Source organism: Vibrio sp. qd031 (assembly GCF_002100145.1).
In the GTDB taxonomy this organism is placed as follows: Bacteria; Pseudomonadota; Gammaproteobacteria; order Enterobacterales; family Vibrionaceae; genus Vibrio.
This window is the reverse complement of sequence record NZ_JXQD01000023.1, coordinates 1-20860: the sequence shown is the minus strand read 5'-3', so window position 1 is coordinate 20860 and position 20860 is coordinate 1. Positions and strand designations below refer to the sequence as shown.

At 45.5% G+C, this 20860-nt stretch carries 20 protein-coding genes and 1 rRNA gene; 15 read left to right on the top strand and 6 right to left on the bottom strand.

Features of this window, described 5'->3' with window-relative positions; all coding sequences use genetic code 11:
* Positions 1 to 42: 42 nt before the first annotated feature.
* Entirely contained in the window at positions 43 to 1260 is a 1218-nt protein-coding gene (locus ST37_RS08150) for a site-specific integrase (protein WP_084885350.1), read from the bottom strand.
* A gap of 200 nt (positions 1261 to 1460) precedes the next feature.
* Entirely contained in the window at positions 1461 to 2327 is an 867-nt protein-coding gene (locus ST37_RS08145; protein WP_084885349.1) for a YicC/YloC family endoribonuclease, read from the bottom strand.
* A 154-nt stretch (positions 2328 to 2481) separates the two neighbouring features.
* Here ST37_RS08145 and rph point away from each other — a divergent pair, with 154 nt between their 5' ends.
* Together rph and pyrE are read left to right on the top strand one after the other, a co-directional pair.
* Complete coding sequence (gene rph / locus ST37_RS08140) at positions 2482 to 3198, top strand: ribonuclease PH (protein WP_084885347.1); 717 nt, start codon at positions 2482 to 2484, stop codon at positions 3196 to 3198.
* 91 nt (positions 3199 to 3289) lie between these two features.
* Positions 3290 to 3934 (top strand): orotate phosphoribosyltransferase, encoded by a 645-nt coding sequence (pyrE, locus tag ST37_RS08135; protein ID WP_084885345.1) that lies wholly within the window; start codon positions 3290 to 3292, stop codon positions 3932 to 3934.
* Between the two features lie 125 nt (positions 3935 to 4059).
* Here pyrE and ST37_RS08130 read toward each other — a convergent pair whose 3' ends face one another.
* Positions 4060 to 4986, bottom strand: a complete 927-nt coding sequence (locus ST37_RS08130; protein WP_084885344.1) for a D-2-hydroxyacid dehydrogenase — start codon at positions 4984 to 4986, stop codon at positions 4060 to 4062.
* Between the two features lie 82 nt (positions 4987 to 5068).
* On the opposite strand from ST37_RS08130, the gene ST37_RS08125 reads away from it, so the two are divergent.
* Positions 5069 to 5656 carry a DUF416 family protein gene (locus ST37_RS08125; protein WP_084885342.1) on the top strand — a complete coding sequence of 196 codons (588 nt, stop codon included), beginning with the start codon at positions 5069 to 5071 and terminating at the stop codon, positions 5654 to 5656.
* Between the two features lie 63 nt (positions 5657 to 5719).
* Here the strand turns inward: ST37_RS08125 and ST37_RS08120 are convergent, their stop codons facing one another.
* Positions 5720 to 6775, bottom strand: a complete 1056-nt coding sequence (locus ST37_RS08120; protein WP_084885340.1) for a hemolysin family protein — start codon at positions 6773 to 6775, stop codon at positions 5720 to 5722.
* Between the two features lie 263 nt (positions 6776 to 7038).
* On the opposite strand from ST37_RS08120, the gene hupA reads away from it, so the two are divergent.
* A complete protein-coding gene (gene hupA / locus ST37_RS08115) occupies positions 7039 to 7311 on the top strand; it encodes a nucleoid-associated protein HU-alpha (protein ID WP_084885339.1) in 273 nt (90 codons plus the stop codon).
* Positions 7312 to 7351: 40 nt separating this feature from the next.
* A complete protein-coding gene (locus tag ST37_RS08110) occupies positions 7352 to 8047 on the top strand; it encodes a DUF1481 domain-containing protein (RefSeq protein ID WP_084885337.1) in 696 nt (231 codons plus the stop codon).
* Positions 8048 to 8106: 59 nt separating this feature from the next.
* Here the strand turns inward: ST37_RS08110 and purD are convergent, their stop codons facing one another.
* A complete protein-coding gene (purD, locus tag ST37_RS08105) occupies positions 8107 to 9396 on the bottom strand; it encodes a phosphoribosylamine--glycine ligase (RefSeq protein WP_084885335.1) in 1290 nt (429 codons plus the stop codon).
* Positions 9397 to 9497: 101 nt separating this feature from the next.
* Entirely contained in the window at positions 9498 to 11090 is a 1593-nt protein-coding gene (purH, locus tag ST37_RS08100; protein ID WP_084885333.1) for a bifunctional phosphoribosylaminoimidazolecarboxamide formyltransferase/IMP cyclohydrolase, read from the bottom strand.
* A gap of 307 nt (positions 11091 to 11397) precedes the next feature.
* Between purH and zntR the strand changes: the two genes are divergently transcribed.
* The 10 genes from zntR to ST37_RS08045 all read left to right on the top strand — a co-directional run.
* The gene (gene zntR, locus ST37_RS08095) at positions 11398 to 11823 is read left to right on the top strand and encodes a Zn(2+)-responsive transcriptional regulator (protein WP_242426255.1); all 426 of its coding nucleotides are present in this window, start codon (positions 11398 to 11400) and stop codon (positions 11821 to 11823) included.
* A complete protein-coding gene (locus tag ST37_RS08090; RefSeq protein WP_084885329.1) occupies positions 11820 to 12941 on the top strand; it encodes an SO_0444 family Cu/Zn efflux transporter in 1122 nt (373 codons plus the stop codon). Before zntR ends, ST37_RS08090 begins: the two co-directional genes overlap by 4 nt.
* 133 nt (positions 12942 to 13074) lie before the next feature.
* Entirely contained in the window at positions 13075 to 14097 is a 1023-nt protein-coding gene (gene dusA / locus ST37_RS08085) for a tRNA dihydrouridine(20/20a) synthase DusA (protein ID WP_143698168.1), read from the top strand.
* Between the two features lie 178 nt (positions 14098 to 14275).
* Positions 14276 to 14485, top strand: a complete 210-nt coding sequence (gene pspG, locus ST37_RS08080; RefSeq protein ID WP_084885325.1) for an envelope stress response protein PspG — start codon at positions 14276 to 14278, stop codon at positions 14483 to 14485.
* Positions 14486 to 14581: 96 nt separating this feature from the next.
* Positions 14582 to 15235 (top strand): TIGR04219 family outer membrane beta-barrel protein, encoded by a 654-nt coding sequence (locus ST37_RS08075; RefSeq protein WP_172400956.1) that lies wholly within the window; start codon positions 14582 to 14584, stop codon positions 15233 to 15235.
* 111 nt (positions 15236 to 15346) lie between these two features.
* Complete coding sequence (locus tag ST37_RS08070) at positions 15347 to 15577, top strand: hypothetical protein (RefSeq protein ID WP_084885320.1); 231 nt, start codon at positions 15347 to 15349, stop codon at positions 15575 to 15577.
* Positions 15578 to 15687: 110 nt separating this feature from the next.
* Complete coding sequence (locus tag ST37_RS08065) at positions 15688 to 17541, top strand: assimilatory sulfite reductase (NADPH) flavoprotein subunit (protein ID WP_084885318.1); 1854 nt, start codon at positions 15688 to 15690, stop codon at positions 17539 to 17541.
* The gene (cysI, locus tag ST37_RS08060) at positions 17541 to 19262 is read left to right on the top strand and encodes an assimilatory sulfite reductase (NADPH) hemoprotein subunit (RefSeq protein WP_084885316.1); all 1722 of its coding nucleotides are present in this window, start codon (positions 17541 to 17543) and stop codon (positions 19260 to 19262) included. The genes ST37_RS08065 and cysI overlap by 1 nt, the downstream gene beginning before the upstream one ends.
* A complete protein-coding gene (locus ST37_RS08055; RefSeq protein ID WP_084885314.1) occupies positions 19255 to 20031 on the top strand; it encodes a phosphoadenylyl-sulfate reductase in 777 nt (258 codons plus the stop codon). Before cysI ends, ST37_RS08055 begins: the two co-directional genes overlap by 8 nt.
* Before the next feature lie 630 nt (positions 20032 to 20661).
* A 16S ribosomal RNA gene (locus ST37_RS08045) occupies positions 20662 to 20860 on the top strand; the annotation flags it as partial.

Below are 20860 nucleotides of genomic sequence, written 5' to 3'. Positions count from 1 at the left end.
GATGGAAATAGTTAGCCCAGCATGATTTTTTGTAGAGTGACGCTAAATTGACGACTGTAGTGCTGTAGCCAGCTTACTTAAAGCCACTCTCCGCTCTTCCAAATAATCATACTGATCATATATCCCCTCTACACCCTTTAACTTGTGATTCAAGCATCTCTCGGCCACATGGCCGGGGGTGCCTTGTTTTGCCAGTAGCGTACGGCAAGTACGGCGCAGGTCATGTACCGTAAAGTGCGGCATGTCGCCCATCAAGTTAGGCGGTTGTTTCTTCTTACCGGCTTCATGACCAAATAGCTTAGTAATCGCTCTGTTAAGCGTGTCTGGGCCCATGTGTGGGCTCTTACTGGTTCGCCTGCTAGGAAACACATACTCAGATCCAAAGCCCCTTATCTTCAACTCCTCAAGCCACTTCAAAACTTCTGGTGCTAGCGGGATAGTAAAGCCAACATTAGTTTTACTGCGATCCTCTGGTAAGTGCCATAACCCTTCCTCTAGAACAAATTCGTTCCATCTCGCTTCACACAATTCTGATTTACGTACACCTAAACAAACCAATAATGCACAGGCCAGATAGTTATCACGGCTAAAGCTGGTGCTGTTTTCTCTCGCAATACGGAAAAACTCAGTTAACTCTTCTTTTTCTAATGCTCGGTCTTTGCTTAGCTCTATGCCGCCAGCATCCCTCACAGTAAATGCTGAGGCTGGGTTACTACTAAGAAGGTCAAGCTTAATACCATGGTTAAAAAGTTGCTTACAGTGGCCTAGAGCGTCATTGGCGATGGTTGGGCGACCTGAATCATTAATCGCTGTGATTGCTGTGCGAATATCACGGGCGGTAATTCTTTCGAGTGGGATGTCGCCGATGTGTGGGGCGATATCTTTGGTGTAAACACGTTTGGGGATATTCGGGTGTTTAAGGCGTTTAACTAAGGTTGGGTACCAATCTTCAAATAGGTCGTTAACGGTTTTAATGCTTTCTTGTTCTGCGCGTTTACGTTGTAAGAGGGGATCAAAGCCTTCACGGACTTGCTTCATCTTAGTGGCAGCTTCGAGACGGGCGTCAGCTAAAGAGAGGTCTCTAACCTTTCCCAGTGTCATTTCACGGCGTTTTTTATTAGAGGTAAAGCGTAGCATCCAACTTGCTGTACCTGAAGCAGGCACCACTAGATATAAGCCCTCACCATCAGCATGGCGTTGTGTTTTTTCACTACCAGCCTTAATGAGCGCTTCTACTTTCTTAACCGTCAACTTAGCCATAATCACCTCTAATCGCGCATGATTTCGGTGGGTATTAAGTTAACCACCACTTACGTTTGTGGTAAGTCTATCATACCCACCATATTAACCACCAGTTGGTGGTGGTTAATTACGTATTAAAGAATACGGTGATGGAAAGTGATTTTGCCTAAGTTGTTGTATTTTAATTGGTTGAATCCAGTAAGATACAGTTGTGGCTACTATTCAATATTCTGGATCTGCTCACGCATCTGTTCAATCAATACCTTAAGCTCTACACCAGAAGCGGTAATGTCTGTACTGATTGACTTAGACGCTAGAGTATTCGACTCACGGTTAAACTCTTGCATCATAAAGTCTAAACGGCGACCACATGCGCCACCTTTTTTCAAAATGCTGTTCGCTTCTTTAACGTGTGAATCTAAGCGATCCAGTTCTTCCGCGACATCCGATTTTTGTGCCAGAACGATCAGCTCTTGTTCAACGCGTGATTCATCAAGTTCAATTTTGGCTTCTTCAAATTTACCCAGCAGGCGATCACGTTGCCATTGTAGGATTTCAGGCATGCGAGCACGAACCTTAACGACTTCATCAGTAATCGCGTTTAGGCGTTGAACAATCAGGGCCTTCATGTTTTCACCTTCACTGGCGCGCGCCTCGATGAAATCAGTCAGAGCATCATTAAAACCAGCAAGTAGGTCTTTGTTGATGGCATCCATATCTTGCTCAGGGGTTTCCATCACGCCTTGCCACTGCATGACTTGGAATGGGTTGATTCGACTTTCTTCGCCAGTAATGGTCATGATTTTTTTCGCAGCATCAACGACTTGCCCTGCAAGTGTTTCGTTGATGATCAAATCGCTTCCTGCCGCTGTTTTTGATTCAAAGCGCAAGTGACACTCTACTTTACCGCGAGCCAAGCGCTTACGAAAACGCTCACGCAGTGATGGCTCTAGGCCTCTAAACTGTTCAGGTAAACGGAAAAACGTTTCTAGATAACGTTGGTTAACAGAACGAATTTCCCACACTGCGGTGCCCCAATCGCCTTTAATTTCTTTGCGCGCGTAGGCGGTCATACTGTAGATCATAAATGTCCTTTGAAAATCGAATATTGAGCGACGAAATAAGTTAAAACTGCGGCGAAGTGTAGCATAAAAACGCAAGTAACCCTAAGGTCGCAAAACGTCACTAGTTTCGTTATAATCGGCGCCCAACCCCATACCCCTAAGATAGGATCTCCAAATGCGTCCTGATAATCGAGCGCTTGACCAAGTGCGCAGCGTAAAAATGACTCGTGACTACACCGCTTATGCTGAAGGCTCAGTATTGGTAGAGTTTGGCAACACCAAAGTACTGTGTAATGCCACTGTCGAAGAAAATGTACCGCGCTGGCTCAAAGGCCAAGGCAAAGGGTGGGTGACCGCTGAATACGGTATGTTGCCACGCTCAACGCACTCTCGCATGCGCCGTGAAGCAGCGTCTGGTAAGCAGGGCGGACGTACAATGGAAATCCAGCGCTTGATCGCTCGCAGTCTACGTGCTGTGGTTGATCTGGAAGCGATGAGTGAAATCATGGTTACCGTTGACTGTGATGTGATTCAAGCCGACGGCGGTACACGTACCGCATCTATTTCGGGTGCGAGTGTGGCGATGGCTGACGCATTTGAAAAGCTTGTTACTGCAGGTAAATTAAAAGCCAACCCAATGAAAGGGCACGTAGCGGCGGTTTCTGTGGGCATGGTTGAAGGTGAAGCGCGTTGCGATCTTGAATATGTTGAAGACTCTGCGGCTGATACCGACATGAACGTTGTTATGACCGAAGAAGGCAAGATGATCGAAGTCCAAGGCACTGCCGAAGGCGAACCGTTTAGTCACGAGGAGCTTCTTGAGCTTCTAGCGTTAGCAAATAAAGGGATCCGCGACATCGTCGAGATCCAGAAAGAGACGTTGTCTCAATAGTTAATAGCTCCTTCGGGGGCTATTTTTTTGGGTGCCGTTTACCCAACAAAAACAGCCAATAGATAAAAGATAAAATAGAGAGAGAAAACACATGAAAGCCTATCAGCGCGACTTTATTGAATTTGCTCTAGAAAAGCAGGTACTAAAATTTGGTGAGTTTACGTTAAAGTCTGGACGCACAAGTCCGTACTTCTTTAATGCTGGTCTGTTTAATACTGGAAGCGATTTGGCGCGCTTAGGTCGTTTTTATGCTGCGGCGCTTGCGGATTCGAATATCGAATTTGATGTGCTGTTTGGTCCTGCATACAAGGGTATCCCTATTGCTACTACTACGGCGGTAGCACTCGCAGATCATCACGACATTGATGCACCTTATTGCTTCAACCGAAAAGAAGCGAAAAACCATGGTGAAGGTGGCAACTTAGTGGGCAGTGATCTCGTTGGCCGTATTATGTTGGTGGATGACGTGATCACTGCAGGAACAGCGATTCGTGAATCGATGGAGCTTATCCAAGCGAAGGGCGCGGAATTAGCCGGTGTGCTGGTTGCGATCGACCGTCAAGAAAAAGGCAAGGGTGAGCTTTCAGCTATTCAAGAAGTTGAGCGCGATTTTGGCTGCGCGGTTATTTCTATTGTAAGCCTGACAGACTTGATTGCTTACCTAGAAGAAAAAGGCGACGCTACTGAGCACTTGGAAGCGGTACGAGCGTATCGTGAACAGTTTGGTATCGCTTAAACTAAGATAAGGTTACAAAGTTAGCGAGCATGTATAGCGTCGCTAACTTTGCCTTTGTTTCGATGCGGCTCTGTTATTTTCCAGCATCACAGCATCACAGCATCACAGCATTTCTACAATTTCCCCTAATACCCTTTCTGAAAGTCGATCACATTGGCCAGTGGTTCATCATTGATCCATTTAAGGTAATTCTTCTCAAACGTTTCCAGCACTTGCTTAGGAAAGCTGTACGCAGCGACATGTGGGGTCACTGTGACATCGGGGTGATGCCAATAAGGGCACTCTTGCGAAATGGGCTCATTTATAAACACATCTAAGTAAGCATGCGCCACCTTCCCGTCGCTCAGTGCGCTGAGTAGAGAGGATGTATCAATAACCTCTCCACGCCCCACATTGAACAATAGTATCTGTTCGCACGCTTCGAAAAAATTGGCGTTAAGCAGTTGATGGGTGGCGTTGGTGCTAGGAAGCGTCGACACAACAACGTCGGCGTTAGCAAGAATTCGCGCCAATTCGTCGACGTGATAGACACAATCAAACTCACTGTTCTTGGGAGGGATGCCCTTGGTGTTGACGCCGATGGTGGTAAACCCGAATACGCTAGCGGCTTTAGCCAGGTGATTGCCAATACTGCCAGTGCCCAATATCACCATCTTTTTGTCTAACAGCGTCTGATACTCCAAAGGTTTCCACACTTTTTGAATTTGTTGATCTTTGTATCCATCGAAATGTCGAAAACGAGCAATGCAATAGCCCAATACGTATTCTGCGATTTGTGGGCCAAAGATATCTTTAATGTTAGTAAGTTGGTAGTGCTTGGGCAGCGTATCGTCCATTAATTGGTTTACGCCCGCAGCCACCGACTGAACCCACTGCACATTTGGGTAAAGGTGCAACTCTTTAGAAAGCGTTGAAGGTGAGGCCAGCAATATCGTGGCTTCTGAAATGCTTTGGGTTATCTCTAGTCCGGGCAGGCGCATTTCGCTAAGGAGCTGTGTGAACTCAGCCTCATGCTTTGTGACGATTTTAACTTTATGTGTTACCTCTGCCATGCAGATAACTCCTTTATCCAGTTTATGAAAGCGACTAAATACAGTACACTCTCGGAGACTTTTGATAAACCATTAAGCGACTATGTTACAAAACCCTTTGCAGATCCGATTAGAAAAATTCGCACCTTGGCAACACGTGACGTTCATGACCTGCTTGTGTGAGCGCATGTACCCAAATTACGCAATGTTTTGTGAGCAAACTGAGTTTGCTGACCCACAAGCCTTTAGAGCAATCCTCGACCGGATTTGGGAATCGCTAACGGTAAAAAGTGCCAAAGTAAACTTTGAAAATGAGCTAGAAAAGCTTGAAGAGCTTTTCCCAAATACGTCGGAATATGAGTTCTATGGTGTCTATCCTGCGGTGGATGCATGTGTTGGTTTGTCGACGCTTTTGCACGCGCTTTTAGACAAAGACACGTTATTTGAAGCGACGATTGAGTTGAGTCAGCATTCAATATCGACGGTCGCTCAATTGGAAGTGGCGCAAGGCAGTGAAGAGATCACCAATGATAATCAAAAAGATAATCAAGCGGTGTGCGAAGAGTGGGACGTTCAGTGGGCGATTTACCGTCCTATCAAAGAATCTGAAGAGCGTGACGTTCAACTGATTAAGGATTTACGTACTGAGCTGCGTGATGACGGTGTCAGTAATATCGGCGTAAGCCTTTAAAAGCATGACAACATAAAGGGAGGCTAGCGCCTCCCTTTTTACGTTGATGAGATGAACAAATAACTAGTCTGTATCGTTGTTCTCTCGGACGTTTTTATTTTTCTTCCACTTTTCCCAGCGTTCGTAAGCAAGCTGTTGCATGTCCGTGTTACGATCTGCTTCATCAATGATTTGCTCTCCGAGCAAGTTTTCAAAGATATCTTCCAGCGTCACCAAGCCTTGTACAGTACCATACTCATCGACGACTAAGGCCAGTTGCAGCCGCTCGGCGATCATGGTACCGAAGGCTTTAGGCAAGTTTACGTTATTTAAAAATACGTGCACAGGGCGCATTACCGCGCCTAATTGACGGTTGCCTTGACCGGCTTGCTGCAATTTAAACAACTCTAAACGGTGCACAAAACCTAAAATGTTGTCTTTTTGGTCACTGTATACCAATGGTCTAGAAAACGGACTGTCGGTGTGCTGCTCAAGAAACTCATTAATGGTTAGCTCTGCATTCACTCGAAAAAGAACCGGACGTGGCGTCATGACTTTGGTAACAGGGACATCGGGCAATGAGAGTAAGTTGTTTAATATTCGGCTTTCTCCCTCTGCAAATTCATCAGACTCATTGGCCATTAACGCCATGGCAGAAATTTCATCACGAAGCTTAGGCTCAACGCTGGCGCTGGATAGGCGTTTTGTAATTTGCTCTGAGAACCAAACAAATGGACGCAGTGCCCATACCATCCATTCGAGCAATGTCGCGGTCATTGGAGCGAGACGTCGCCAATAGGTGGCACCAATGGTTTTTGGAATGATTTCCGAAAACAGCAAAATGGCTAACGTTAATACCGCCGAAAATACACCCAACCATTTACTGCCAAATACAACAGCAGCTTGTGCACCTGCACTCGCAGCACCAATGGTATGTGCAATGGTATTGAGTGTGAGTATGGATGCTAAAGGTCGGTCGACGTCTTTCTTTAGGCTTTCAAGTTTTGCAGCACTTGGGTGGTTTTGCTGTTTAAGCTGAGCGATATAACTTGGTGAAATACTAAGCAATACAGCTTCTAAAACAGAACAGATAAACGATATGCCAATAGCAACACTGACATAAATAATTAACAGTAACATAGCGCCTTTTTTAAGATACTCGCAGTGCGATGGAAGCCCTAGTATGGCAGGCAGTACGGGGTTTTCCTAGTTATCAGTGTCACGATGGTGTGATTAAAGCGTTAATTAAGTCGTCCAAATTGTGAAGCGGGACTCATTCTAGCGTTAAAACTGGTTTTTTTGCGCGCAACAACACTCCCAACCCTTTGCCAGACGGGGGGTTTATGCATTAGAGTGACTTTCGAGTTCACTAACAACTTTAAAAAATCAAGAAGGGAATACAGATGAACAAAACCCAACTCATCGATGCTATTGCAGAAAAAGCAGATCTATCTAAGGCTCAAGCAAAAGCTGCACTAGAAGCGACTTTGGACGGTGTAACTGACGCACTTAAAGATGGCGACCAAGTTCAACTTATCGGTTTCGGTACTTTCAAGGTAAACCATCGTGCAGCACGCACTGGTCGTAACCCAAAAACTGGTGCAGAGATTCAAATTGCCGCAGCTAACGTTCCAGCGTTTACTGCAGGTAAAGCGCTGAAAGACGCTGTAAATTAATGTAAGATACGCCGAGTGGATTTCTACTCGGCGTATTTTTATGAAAAGACTTCTGTTTGGTGTCGTAGCTTTATTTAGCTTAGCCGCCTGTACATCAACTTCTAATTCTCTTCAAAATCAATCTCAGATCACTGAATATTCAGGTGGTCAAATCCAAGGTGACGCGACCAGTTTATACTGGTACACCGATCGCCTAAGTACCCCCGTTTCAGCCTCTGACTATGTCACTTCCGGCGATTATGGTTGGTATCAATCAGAATACATTTGGAATGGCCAAAAACTTCACACCGTGCTGCGTGAAGGTGAAAAGCTCGATGCCAATAACCGATTAGCTAAATACACTGTTGAAGTTCGCTTTAGCGATGCTGGAGAAGCGGTCTATCAAAAATATCAGGTTGGCCGTAAAGTGATCCCGTTGACGCAGCCACAGATTGAGCAATATAAATCCGAAGCCCAGTCCTTGGTTGAGTTCACTACCAAGCAGGCTGGTAATCAGTATGAACTCATTCAAGGTTATTGGGATGGCAGAAAGTTTGTCACCTGCAACGGCAACACCTTTGAGCGTTTGTCATTCAATCAGACTTTGCCTTCTTTCGTGATCAGTAGACTCGCTGAGTTTGACAGCTACATGGCGTTTGTTGGAAAACTTAAACTAAAAACGGTCGAAGTCGACGATCTGTTGTTAATCCAAAACCAGAGTTACAAATGTATCGCTCGCCCTCAATTGGCTGATTAGCCAATCAACAAACATTAAAAAAGGGCCTTTGAAGGCCCTTTTGTCTTTTTAGCTTCGATTTATTCGCCTTGTTCTCTAGCAATAGCTCGGTAGCCAATGTCGTTGCGGTGGAACATGCCATCCCAACTGATCTTCTTAGTTAACTCGTAGGCGCGAGCTTGAGCTTCCGATACGGTGTTACCCAACGCAGTGGCACACAACACGCGCCCACCGTTGGTGGTTACGTTACCGTCTTTGTCGGCGGTTCCAGCGTGGAAGACTTTTTCACCTTCGACTTCTGACGTTGGCAAGCCAGAAATGACATCGCCTTTATTGTAGGACGCAGGGTAGCCACCGGCAGCCAACACAATACCGATAGATGCGCGAGGATCCCATTTTGATTCTGCGGTATCCAATTTTTTATCGATAGCAGCAAGGCACAGTTCAACTAAATCAGATTCCATACGCATCATAATTGGTTGCGTTTCTGGGTCGCCAAAGCGACAGTTGTACTCGATGACCTTTGGCGTACCGTCACTATCAATCATTAAGCCAGCGTACAAGAAGCCAGTATATGGATTACCTTCAGCAGCCATACCACGTACGGTTGGGTAGATCACCTCATCCATGATGCGGTTATGAATCTCTTGTGTCACAACCGGTGCAGGAGAGTATGCGCCCATACCACCTGTGTTTGGACCGGTGTCTTTGTCGCCGACACGTTTGTGGTCTTGGCTAGTCGCCATTGGCAGTACGTTTTCGCCATCGACCATCACGATAAAGCTGGCTTCTTCACCATCGAGAAACTCTTCGATAACCACGCGGCTGCCAGCTTCGCCAAACGCGTTGCCTGCAAGCATATCTTTGATTGCATCTTCGGCTTCTTGTAGCGTCATCGCCACAATCACGCCTTTACCTGCGGCTAGACCATCGGCTTTCACCACAATAGGAGCACCACATTCGCGTACATAAGCGAGCGCAGGCTCGATCTCAGTAAAGTTTGCGTACGCGCCAGTTGGAATAGCATGACGCGCCAAAAAGTCTTTGGTAAACGCCTTAGAGCCTTCTAACTGGGCTGCCGCTTCTGTTGGCCCAAAGATAGGTAGGCCAGCGCTGCGAAACGCATCGACAACACCAATCACCAACGGTGCTTCAGGACCTACAATGGTCAGCTCAATGGCTTTTTCTTTTGCAAATGCAACCAACGCGTCAATATCTTCAACGCCGATATCAACGTTTTCAAGTTTAGGTTCAAGTGCTGTACCTGCGTTACCTGGTGCGATGTACACGGTATCGACATTGGTGTTTTGTGCTGCTTTCCAGCCAAGTGCGTGTTCGCGACCACCTGCACCGATGATTAATACGTTCATGTTTAATCCTCAAGTTTTAAATTCTCAAAAGCCCCTCATAAATGAGAGGCTTGATATTCTATTTGTTGGTTTAACGTCTAGTTCGATTCATGCTGCATCGATTAGTGACGGAAGTGGCGCATACCCGTGAAGATCATTGCCATGCCATGTTCATCTGCAGCGGCGATAACTTCGTCATCGCGCATTGAGCCGCCCGGTTGGATCACACACTTGATCCCAGCTTCTGCTGCAGCGTCAATACCATCACGGAATGGGAAGAATGCGTCGGATGCCATTACACAACCTTCAACTTGCAAACCTTCGTCAGCGGCTTTAATGCCAGCAATTTTTGCAGAGTATACGCGGCTCATTTGTCCTGCGCCTACACCAATGGTCATGTCGCCCTTTGAGTATACGATAGCGTTAGACTTCACGTACTTCGCCACTTTCCAGCAAAACAGTGCGTCTTTTAATTCTTCGTCGGTTGGCTGGCGCTTAGATACCACTTTAAGGTCTGACGCATCGACCATGCCTTGGTCACGATCTTGTACCAGTAAGCCGCCATTGACTCGCTTAACATCAAAACCGGTTGTTTTGCTGCTCCACTGCCCACACTCAAGCAGACGTAGGTTCTTCTTCGCTGCAACAATGTCAACCGCTTCGGCTGAAACAGACGGTGCGATAATCACTTCCACAAATTGACGCTCTGTGATGGCAGTCGCCGTTGCTGCATCAAGCTCGCGGTTGAACGCGATGATGCCGCCAAACGCTGATGTTGGATCCGTTTGATATGCACGGTTGTATGCTTCGAGGATGTCTTCACCCAGAGCAACACCACAAGGGTTAGCGTGTTTTACAATCACACAAGCTGGCTCATCGAACTCTTTAACACATTCCAATGCAGCGTCTGTGTCAGCAATGTTGTTGTACGAAAGTGCTTTACCTTGAATTTGAGTCGCAGTAGACACTGACGCTTCTTCTGGATTCGCTTCCACATAGAATGCCGCTGCTTGGTGGCTGTTCTCACCGTAGCGCATATCTTGCTTCTTCTCGAACTGCTGGTTAAAGGTGCGAGGGAACTTAGACTCTGCATCACCTTCTTTGTTGTCACCGTAAGATGGAACCATAGTGCCAAAGTAGTTAGCAATCATTCCGTCGTACGCTGCGGTGTGTTCAAATGCCGCAATAGCTAGGTCAAAACGAGTATCGAGAGTCAGAGACTTGTCGTTTGCGTCCATTTCGGTGATTACGCGGCCGTAATCCTGTGCGTTAACCACAATAGTCACATCTTTGTGGTTTTTGGCGGCAGAGCGCACCATGGTAGGTCCACCGATATCGATGTTTTCTACTGCGTCAGCCAGCGTGCAGCCTTCTTTAGCCACCGTCTCAGCGAATGGGTAAAGGTTTACCACTACCATATCGATTGGGTTAATGCCGTGAGTTTCCATCACGTCATCGTCTTGGCCACGACGACCTAGCACACCACCGTGCACTTTTGGGTGCAGTGTTTTTACACGGCCATCCATCATTTCTGGGAAACCTGTGTAGTCAGACACTTCTGTGACTGAAAGTCCTTTTTCTGCCAATAGGCGAGCAGTGCCACCAGTGGATAGGATGTCTACACCACGCTCAGCCAAAGCTTGAGCGAATTCTACAATACCAGTTTTGTCTGACACGCTAATTAGTGCGCGACGGATAGGACGAGCGATAGTCATGCTGCCATGTTCCTCAAAGTCATCGAGTTAGAGATAAAGATAGTTGCCAAAAATCAAATTGAATCAAGTTATTAGCTAAACTTGAGTTTGCTTTAATCTTTGGCAAATAGCCTTACTGTTCAAAAATCGCACCCGTTTATGGCGCGTATTCTAACCAAAAGAAAATTAAAAAGCTCGCGCAATCGTTTGCTAGTTTGGATTTTATATTTAAAGCAATGATTTAACGGCCAAACAATCATTTTTCATCTAACTCTTGACCTTAGATGTAACTCTAAGGTTTATACTTTAGGCATAATCAACGAGGGATATGATGATGTTGAAAATAGGTGAACTTGCCAAGCGTCATGCTATCAAAGCAGATACATTACGGTTTTACGAAAAAAATGGGCTGTTGCACGCAAGTCAGCGCTCAGAAAGCGGTTATCGCAGTTACACCGAATCTGACAGTGAGAAACTGGCGTTTATCATTCGAGCCAAACGCGTGGGTTTTTCGCTGCAAGAAATAGCGGATTTGCTTGAAATTCAAATAGACAGACAAAACCATCACTGCTCTGAGACTAAGGCAATAGTGGACAGTAAAAAAAGGGATGTGGAAGAGCGCATTCAGGAACTGACGCGTTTTAAGCACTCGCTGGATCTGCTCGGCGATTCGTGTTGTGGCGGAGAAGAGCCTGCGACGCACTGTTCCATACTTGAAGCATTAAACGGCGTAGATAACGGAGTGACGCTATGAGCTTTTTAAATCACTTTTTCGATCTCTTTTTAGAAGCAGCGCCATGGATGCTACTGGGTTTGGTGATCGCTGGTCTGCTAAAAGAGTGGATCCCAACGGATCTATTGACCCGTCACTTAGGTGGGAAAGGTGCCGGAACCACCATAAAAGCCGCGTTCATTGGCGCACCGCTGCCGCTGTGTTCGTGCGGCGTGATCCCCGCGGCTATGGGATTAAGACGAAGTGGTGCTTCTAAGAGTGCAACCACGTCGTTTCTGGTAGCAACACCAGAGACCGGCATCGATTCAGTTTCGGTCTCGTACGCATTGATGGGGCCCTTTATGGCCATCATCAGACCAATAGCGGCAATATCGAGTGCCATTGTGGCAGGTCTACTGGTAGGCAAAGACGAGCAGCGCCAGCAAGTAAAACAAGAGCAGGCCTCTACGTGTTCAAGTTCAGCCAAAAGCAGTTGTTGCAGCAGCAAAAGCACAACAGATGCGTCAGTTCCTCAGCAAGCAAAAACAACCAGTTCATGCTGCAGCAGCCAATCAACACCCGCCAAGCTTACGGCGCTGCAAAAATTTTCGAGAGGGTTAAAATTTGCGGCGACTGATCTCGTCAAAGATATTGCTACTTGGCTGCTGATTGGGCTCTTTTTTGCCGCTCTAATTCAAACCTATGTTGAAACCGATTATTTAGCCCAATGGGGCAGCTCAATTTGGAGCATGCTGCTTATGGTATTGATCAGTATTCCTATGTATATCTGTGCGACGGCATCAACCCCCATAGCCGCTGGTTTATTGATGTCGGGCATTAGCCCAGGCGCTGTACTGGTGTTCATGTTAGCTGGCCCCGCCACCAATATTGCAACTATTGGTGTGGTGCGTAAAGAACTGGGCAAAAGAGCCCTATGGGCTTACCTAATCGGGGTGATCGGTACAGCGTTAGTCTTTGGGTTTTTAACAGACCATTTAGTCGCTCAGTTTGGATTCAGCGTGGTATCGATTTCACAGCTGCATGAAGAGTTATTGCCTGCATGGCTGACGATAGGATCTGCTGTGTTATTAGGTGGATTAATGATTCGAGTCTATATTCAAAAAATGAGTGCTAACTTACGCCCCGCAGCGCATTCTTAACCTAGCAGAAGTTTTGTATATCTCACGCTAGGGGTGTAGTATGCGCGCTCGGAAAATTCATCATCTGCAACTGTGGATGATGAACACCAAGTTAGCAAATTAAGGGTTCGGGTCTATGACACAGCAAACGATGATGCCTTCACAATCGGCAGACAACACTCATCTGAATTCAGATAAGTATCTTCACCACCGTTTTAGCGTCGCACCCATGCTCGATTGGACAGATAGACATTGTCGCTATTTCCATCGACTATTAAGCTCGCAAACCTTGCTGTACACCGAGATGGTCACTACCGGTGCAATTATCCATGGTAAAGGTGACTTTCTTAAGTTTAGTGAACCAGAGCACCCTATAACGCTACAGTTAGGTGGTTCGAACCCACAAGATTTGGCGACCTGTGCCAAGCTCGCACAAGAGCGTGGCTATGATGAAGTTAACCTTAATGTTGGTTGTCCGTCTGATCGCGTTCAAAATGGTAAGTTTGGTGCAATTTTGATGGGTGAACCGGAGCTGGTTGCAGATTGTGTATCGGCAATGAAAGCCGAAGTGGACATTCCTATTACCGTAAAAACTCGTATTGGTATCGATGACCACGATAGCTATGAGTTTCTCACTCACTTTATTCAGCTTGTTAGCGAAAGAAGTGGCTGCGATCAGTTTACTATTCACGCGCGCAAAGCCTGGTTAAGTGGATTGAGCCCAAAAGAAAATCGCGAAATCCCGCCGCTGGACTACTCAAGGGCTTATCAACTTAAGCAAGACTTCCCTGAGCTTACTATTGCTCTTAACGGTGGCATTAAGTCACTGGATGAGTCGCTAGAACATTTACAACACTTGGACGGAGTGATGGTAGGCCGTGAAGCGTATCAGAATCCATATATTTTGGCCGAAGTTGACCAGCGTATCTTTGGACTCCAGGCACCAATTAAAAAGCGCAAGCAAGTGGTTGAAGAAATGTACCCATACATTGAGCAGCAGCTGGCAAATGGTTCTTATTTAGGGCATATCACACGACATATGTTGGGGCTTTTTCAAAATATGCCAGGTGCAAGACAATGGCGACGCTACATTAGTGAAAACGCGCACAAGAAAGGGTCGGGTTTAGAAGTAGTGCAGGCTGCACTGGCTAAAATCCCCGCTGAACTGGATGTGTAATTTTCACCACTAGGTGGTAAATTTTGCTCTGCTATTTATGAGCCCAGAATGCTATTCCTTAGCCTTCTGGGCTTTTTTCTTTTTAATACATTGGGTTATGGGTTTTTAAAATCTTGGCAGGCTTCGTGCAATACATTAATTCAGAAACTAGAACAACAAACTCAATATGGAGGAAAGCATGTTTGAATTTCTTTTTCTTATGGTATTTGTTGGCGCGTTGATGTTCACCGGTTTAACAGCCATGACGGTGTTTGCGGCCTTTGGAATAAGCCTAGCGATATTTTTCTTATTCGGGATGGTGGGGTTAGTCTTTAAACTATTGCCTTGGTTAATTGTTATTGGTGTGGGTTACTGGTTTTTTAAAAACTATGTGTATTGTCCACGATAACAGTGAGATGTCTCACCTTCGCAGATGATGTGATAGGGAAATGTGTTACTATTTAAAGAACGCATGCAACCTATCACTCATTTCACGGAGTTTTTGATGAAGTACTGGTCTACCGGTAGCGCACTGTTAGTAACCCTAACATTATGCAGCTTCAATAGTTTTGCCGAACAACAGAAATCATGGAGCGTAGAACTTGCCGCTGATGCTATATGGGCAAGCACGAAAATTAACGACGTTAGAGATGAAGATGATACCTTGCCTTCTTTTTATGCCGATATTGAACACGATATTGCCTACGTACCAAACTTTCGCTTGCGCTACACGGGTATAGATACTGCAAAACTGCAACACGATAAGACGGATTTCACTTTCTACTGGCGTCCACTTCGCACCGAAAACTTGTTGTTTGATGCAGGTTTCACTCTGTCAAACTACGCGAACAGTTACTTTGAATATAATACTCATATTAATGGTGACTTCGACGATACTGTGTTCAGTTGGTTTGCAGCCATGGGAATACGTGTCCCAAGTACCAATTTGCATGTCATCTCAGAGTTTGATTTTGCCGATACCACTAGCATGAAAAGCACCGACTTAACCGTAGGGGCGCATTATGACATTCCTCTAGACAAAGTAAGTTTAGGATTGCGTGGTGGGTATCGAGTGCTGGATTATGTGTTAAAAGACTTTGGCGATAAGCCCTATGGCTTTGCACATGGTTGGTATGCAGGCGCGTCAATTAAGTTCTAACTATGCCTCAAGCATTGGAATTCTATGAGCCGTCCCATCTGGGGCGGTTTTTTTACGTGCAAATTCGAGATTTTCTACCATGCTTAATTTATAGCAGGGAAGAGCATCATTATGACTATAAACGAATTGCGAAATTTATATCGCCACAGTCAGTTGGTGGAAGCCATTATTGAGCCTTCAAGCACCGAGGGGCAATGGCTTGTCGAGTTTCGTCACGTGCATGGAGGCTTTGTTCACCTCACCGATAATCACGGAGAGGAATGCAGTTACGTCGATTTGGACAGTGCGTCAAAGCTCGCAATGGCTGTGGGTTTTCAACATGTTAGAGTTGAAAATGAGTAACAAAGATCGGTTTTAGAAACGAATAGTTATAAAACATTCACTTCTATTCTTTATTGTTATTAGCTGGGTTGGTTAATCTATCGTCATGCAATCTATAAGGATGTCGTGACATGTCTTCTAACGGAACAACCAATCAACTTGAAGCGCCAGCGCTAGCAAGTCCACTCAGTGATAACCAACTGGGCAACTTACAACAAACGGTTTCCGAGCTGTCATCTCAACAGCTGGCGTGGGTCAGCGGATACTTTTGGGGATTGAGCCAAGCTCAAGCAAACCCATTAGCTCGAGGTGTCGCCGAGCCTACCCCTGTAGCAGCCGCTGTGGCCGCTGCCGCCCCTGCACCTGCAGGCAAACTAACCATCATTTTTGCATCTCAAACTGGAAACGCTAAAGGCGTTGCCGAAGCGCTAGAGCAGCAAGCTAAAGCGCGCGGCATTAAAGTTGAGATGTTTGATGCCAGTGACTACAAGGGTAAGAACCTCGCAAAAGAGACGCACGTCATTATTGTTGCTTCTACTAATGGTGAGGGTGAAGCACCTGACAACGCCATTGAGCTGCACGAATTCCTACAGTCGAAGAAAGCCCCTAAACTACCTAACCTAAAATTTGGCGTTGTGGCGTTAGGCGACTCAAGCTATGAGTTTTTCTGCCAAACAGGTAAAGACTTCGATGAGTACTTGACCAAGTTGGGTGCAACGTCGTTTATCGATCGCATCGATTGTGATGTCGATTACGAAGATGCTGTTAAAGATTGGTCTAACCAAGCTTTGGTTAAAGTGAATGATGAGTTATCAAGTGATGTTCAAGCCGACATCGTACAGTTACCTGTAGGACAAGCCGCAACGACATCAATTTACTCGAAGCAAAATCCTTATACAGCTTCTCTATTAACCAACCAGAAAATTACAGGTCGTGATTCTGGTAAAGATGTTCGACATATCGAGATAGACCTAGAAGGATCAGGGTTAACCTATCAACCAGGCGACGCATTGGGCGTTTGGTTCGAAAACAGCAGTGATCTTGCTAAGTCGATACTCTCTCAAGTTGGTCTATCGGGTGCAGAAAGTGTGGAAGTGGATGGTGAAAGCTTATCGGTTCATAGTGCGCTGGTGAGTAAATTTGAAATTACCTCTTCAAACCCACAATTGGTCACCAAGTTCGCTGAGCTCTCTGGCAGTAAAAAACTTCAAAAGCTGGTGGCAGACAAGGACAAACTTCGAGATTACTCCTCAAATACTCAGATTGTTGATGTGTTGAGTGAGAAGAAAACCAAGCTATCAGCCACTGAGCTAATTGGCCTGTTACGTAAATTAACGCCTCGTCTGTATTCCATCGCATCAAGTCAGTTAGAAGTGGAAGATGAAGTGCACCTAACTGTAGGCGTCGTCGAATATCAACAAGGTGACGAGTCACGTGTTGGTGGAGCGTCTGGATTTTTAGCGCAGCGACTCGAAGAAGGCGATTCAGTTAAAGTATTCATTGAGCACAACAATAACTTTAAGCTACCAGCAGATGATTCAGCACCTGTGATTATGATCGGCCCAGGAACCGGTATTGCTCCTTTCCGCAGTTTTGTTCAAGAGCGCGAGAACCGCGATGCAGAAGGTAAAAACTGGCTGTTCTTTGGTGACCGTACCTTTACTCAAGATTTCTTGTATCAGGTGGAATGGCAAAAATTCCTCAAATCTGGTGTCGTGTCGAAGTTGGATGTAGCCTTTAGCCGAGATCAGGCAGAAAAAATCTATGTGCAAGATCGCCTACGTGAGAACGCTCAGCAAGTGTGGGAGTGGTTGCAGCAAGGTGCCTATGTATACGTTTGTGGAGACGCAACAAGAATGGCTAAAGATGTTCACCAAGCACTAATAGATATTGCCGCGTCTGAAGGTGGACTCAACGACGAACAGGCCGAACAGTTTATTAATGATCTTCGCAAACAAAAACGTTATCAAAGGGATGTGTACTAATGAGCCAGCAACAAGAAGTATTAGGTGAAGTATTGGGGCCATTGTCCGATAACGAGCGCCTTAAAGGTCAAAGTAATTTCTTACGTGGAACGATCGAAAATGATCTTCAAGATCGTATCACCGGTGGGTTTACTGCTGATAATTTCCAACTGATCCGTTTTCACGGTATGTATCAGCAAGATGACCGTGATATTCGAAATGAACGAACTAAGCAAAAATTGGAGCCTCTTCACAATGTGATGCTACGTGCTCGTATGCCTGGTGGAGTCATTACGCCTAAACAGTGGTTAGCGATTGATAAGTTTGCCACGGAAAGCAGCCTGTACGGCAGTATCCGTCTGACCACACGCCAGACTTTTCAGTTTCATGGTGTTTTAAAGCCGAACATTAAGTTGATGCACCAAACCTTGAACAGTATCGGTATTGATTCGATTGCAACGGCAGGTGATGTAAACCGAAACGTGTTGTGTACGACTAACCCAGTAGAGTCAGAACTTCATAAGGAAGCTTATGAGTGGGCAACAAAAATCAGTGAACACTTGCTGCCGAAGACACAAGCCTACGCAGAGATCTGGTTAGACGGTGAGAAAGTTGAAACGACCGAGTTTGAAGAACCTATTCTAGGGAACAACTATTTACCGCGTAAGTTTAAGACGACGGTTGTTATTCCTCCGCAGAATGATGTGGATGTGCATGCAAACGATCTAAACTTTGTCGCTATTGCCAAAGACGGGAAGTTGATTGGCTTTAACGTGTTAGTTGGTGGTGGTCTTGCCATGACCCATGGTGATACCTCTACATACCCAAGACGCGCGGACGACTTTGGTTTTATTCCACTAGAAAAAACGCTCGATATTGCTGCAGCAGTAGTCACAACCCAGCGAGATTGGGGTAATCGTTCAAATCGTAAAAACGCGAAAACTAAGTACACCTTAGATCGTGTGGGTATTGATGTCTTTAAAGCAGAAGTCGAAAAACGCGCAGGAATTGAGTTTGCTGCAAGTAAGCCTTACGAATTTACCGAGCGAGGCGATCGCATTGGTTGGGTGGAAGGCATCGATGGTAAGCATCATCTCGCTCTCTTTATAGAGAACGGCCGGATACTCGACTTCCCAGACAAGCCACTTAAAACGGGTGTCGCTGAAATCGCCAAAATCCATAAAGGGGATTTTCGCATGACAGCCAACCAAAACTTGATTGTCGCGGGCGTATCTAAGTCAAACAAAGCCAAAATCGAAAAAATTGCGATTGAACACGGCTTAATGGACCCAGCCGTCTCAGAGCAGCGCAAAAATTCGATGGCGTGTGTGGCGTTTCCAACTTGTCCACTTGCGATGGCAGAAGCAGAACGCTTCTTACCAAGTTTTGTCACCGATGTAGAAGGGCTTTTAGAGAAACATCAGTTGCCAAAAGATGACAGCATCATCTTGCGTATAACAGGTTGTCCAAATGGATGTGGCCGTGCGATGTTGGCTGAAGTCGGTCTAGTAGGTAAAGCACCTGGTCGTTACAACTTACACCTAGGTGGCAATAAAGCGGGTACTCGTGTTCCTAAGATGTATAAAGAGAACATTACGGACAAGCAAATTTTAGAAGAACTTGATCATATGATCGGCCTTTGGGCTGCTGGCCGACAAGATAACGAAGCTTTTGGTGATTTTGTTATTCGTACGGGCATCATTGAAGAAGTCTTCATCTCTAAGAGGGATTTTTATGCTTAACTCTGTCGCTTCAAAACCGAAGTTAGCAGAGCTGCTCTCGATGACCAAGACAATGCAAAGCATCAGTCTTGCTCAATTGAATGTTGAACTGGAGCAGCTATCTGCTAGTGAACGGATCCGATGGGCGTTTGAAAACCTAGAGGGTGTCAGTGCGGTATCCTCCAGTTTCGGGGTGCAGGGAGCGGTGATGCTTCATTTGCTCACACAAGCGAAACCGGATATCCCAGTTATTCTCACTGATACAGGGTACCTTTTTCCAGAGACGTATTTATTTATCGACCAGCTGCAAGAGCGTTTAGGGTTAAACCTGAAAGTGTATCGCTCGCAATACAGCACGGCCTGGCAAGAAGCGCGATATGGAAAGTTGTGGGAAGAGGGCACTGAAGGACTTGCCCTCTATAATAAACTCAATAAAGTCGAACCGATGCGTCGGGCTTTAGATGAGTTAAATGTAGCAACTTGGTTTTCGGGTTTAAGGCGTCAACAGTCTAGCTCTCGAAAAGAGCTTCCTATATTGTCTATTCAAAACGGTGTCTTTAAGTTTCTGCCAATCATAGATTGGACAAATGACGATGTAGATAACTACCTAGAGCAACATGATCTTCCATATCACCCGCTTAAGGAAGAAGGATATTTGTCTATTGGTGATACTCATACGACTCAGAAGTGGCAACCAGGCATGAAAGAAGAAGAAACACGATTCTTTGGACTAAAGCGTGAATGTGGTCTTCATGAGGATGACAATGAGCAATATGGATCCGGTATTTGATCCTTAAAACTGTCAATTGTGGATAACTTAGTGGAAAACTTGGTATTAAGCTGAGTGAAAATATGAATAAAAATGGCTTTCATGCAATATCTGCATTGAAAGCCATTTTTTTGCATTTTTCTTCAAAAAACACTTGCCAATGTGATTCGGATCTCTATAATGCCGCCTCACTGACACGGTAGAGCGCACAACGCTTCAGCCGCATCAGTAGGCCAAGTGGCTGAGTCATTTGAGTTTAAATTCGGTTTCGAAAATAAATTCAAAAAAGTGTTTGACACTGAGACTCAAATCGCTAGAATGGCCGTCCGCTTCAAGGGAGACCTTAAAGCAGCCTGAACAAGGCAACGCTCTTTAACAATATAAACCTATCAATCTGTGTGGGCACTCGTTGATGATAATCGCTACTTGTTTTTACTTTTTTTATAAAAAGTAAAACAAAAAACGATGTCAATGAACTGAGTGACCAATACAAATAACACTTCTTTCGGGAATGAGTTATTTGGCACAGTCAATTCATTATCGTTCTGTTGGAACGATAATAGCTTTAGAATTACATGTTCATGTTCCTTATTTATAAAGAGCGTGAATATTAGTTTTGAAGTCAGTATTCATTGAGTCACAAAAAACTTTAAATTGAAGAGTTTGATCATGGCTCAGATTGAACGCTGGCGGCAGGCCTAACACATGCAAGTCGAGCGGAAACGACAACATTGACTCTTCGGATGATTTGTTGGGCGTCGAGCGGCGGACGGGTGAGTAATGCTTAGGAATTTGCCCTTATGAGGGGGACAACAGTTGGAAACGACTGCTAATACCGCATACGCTCCTT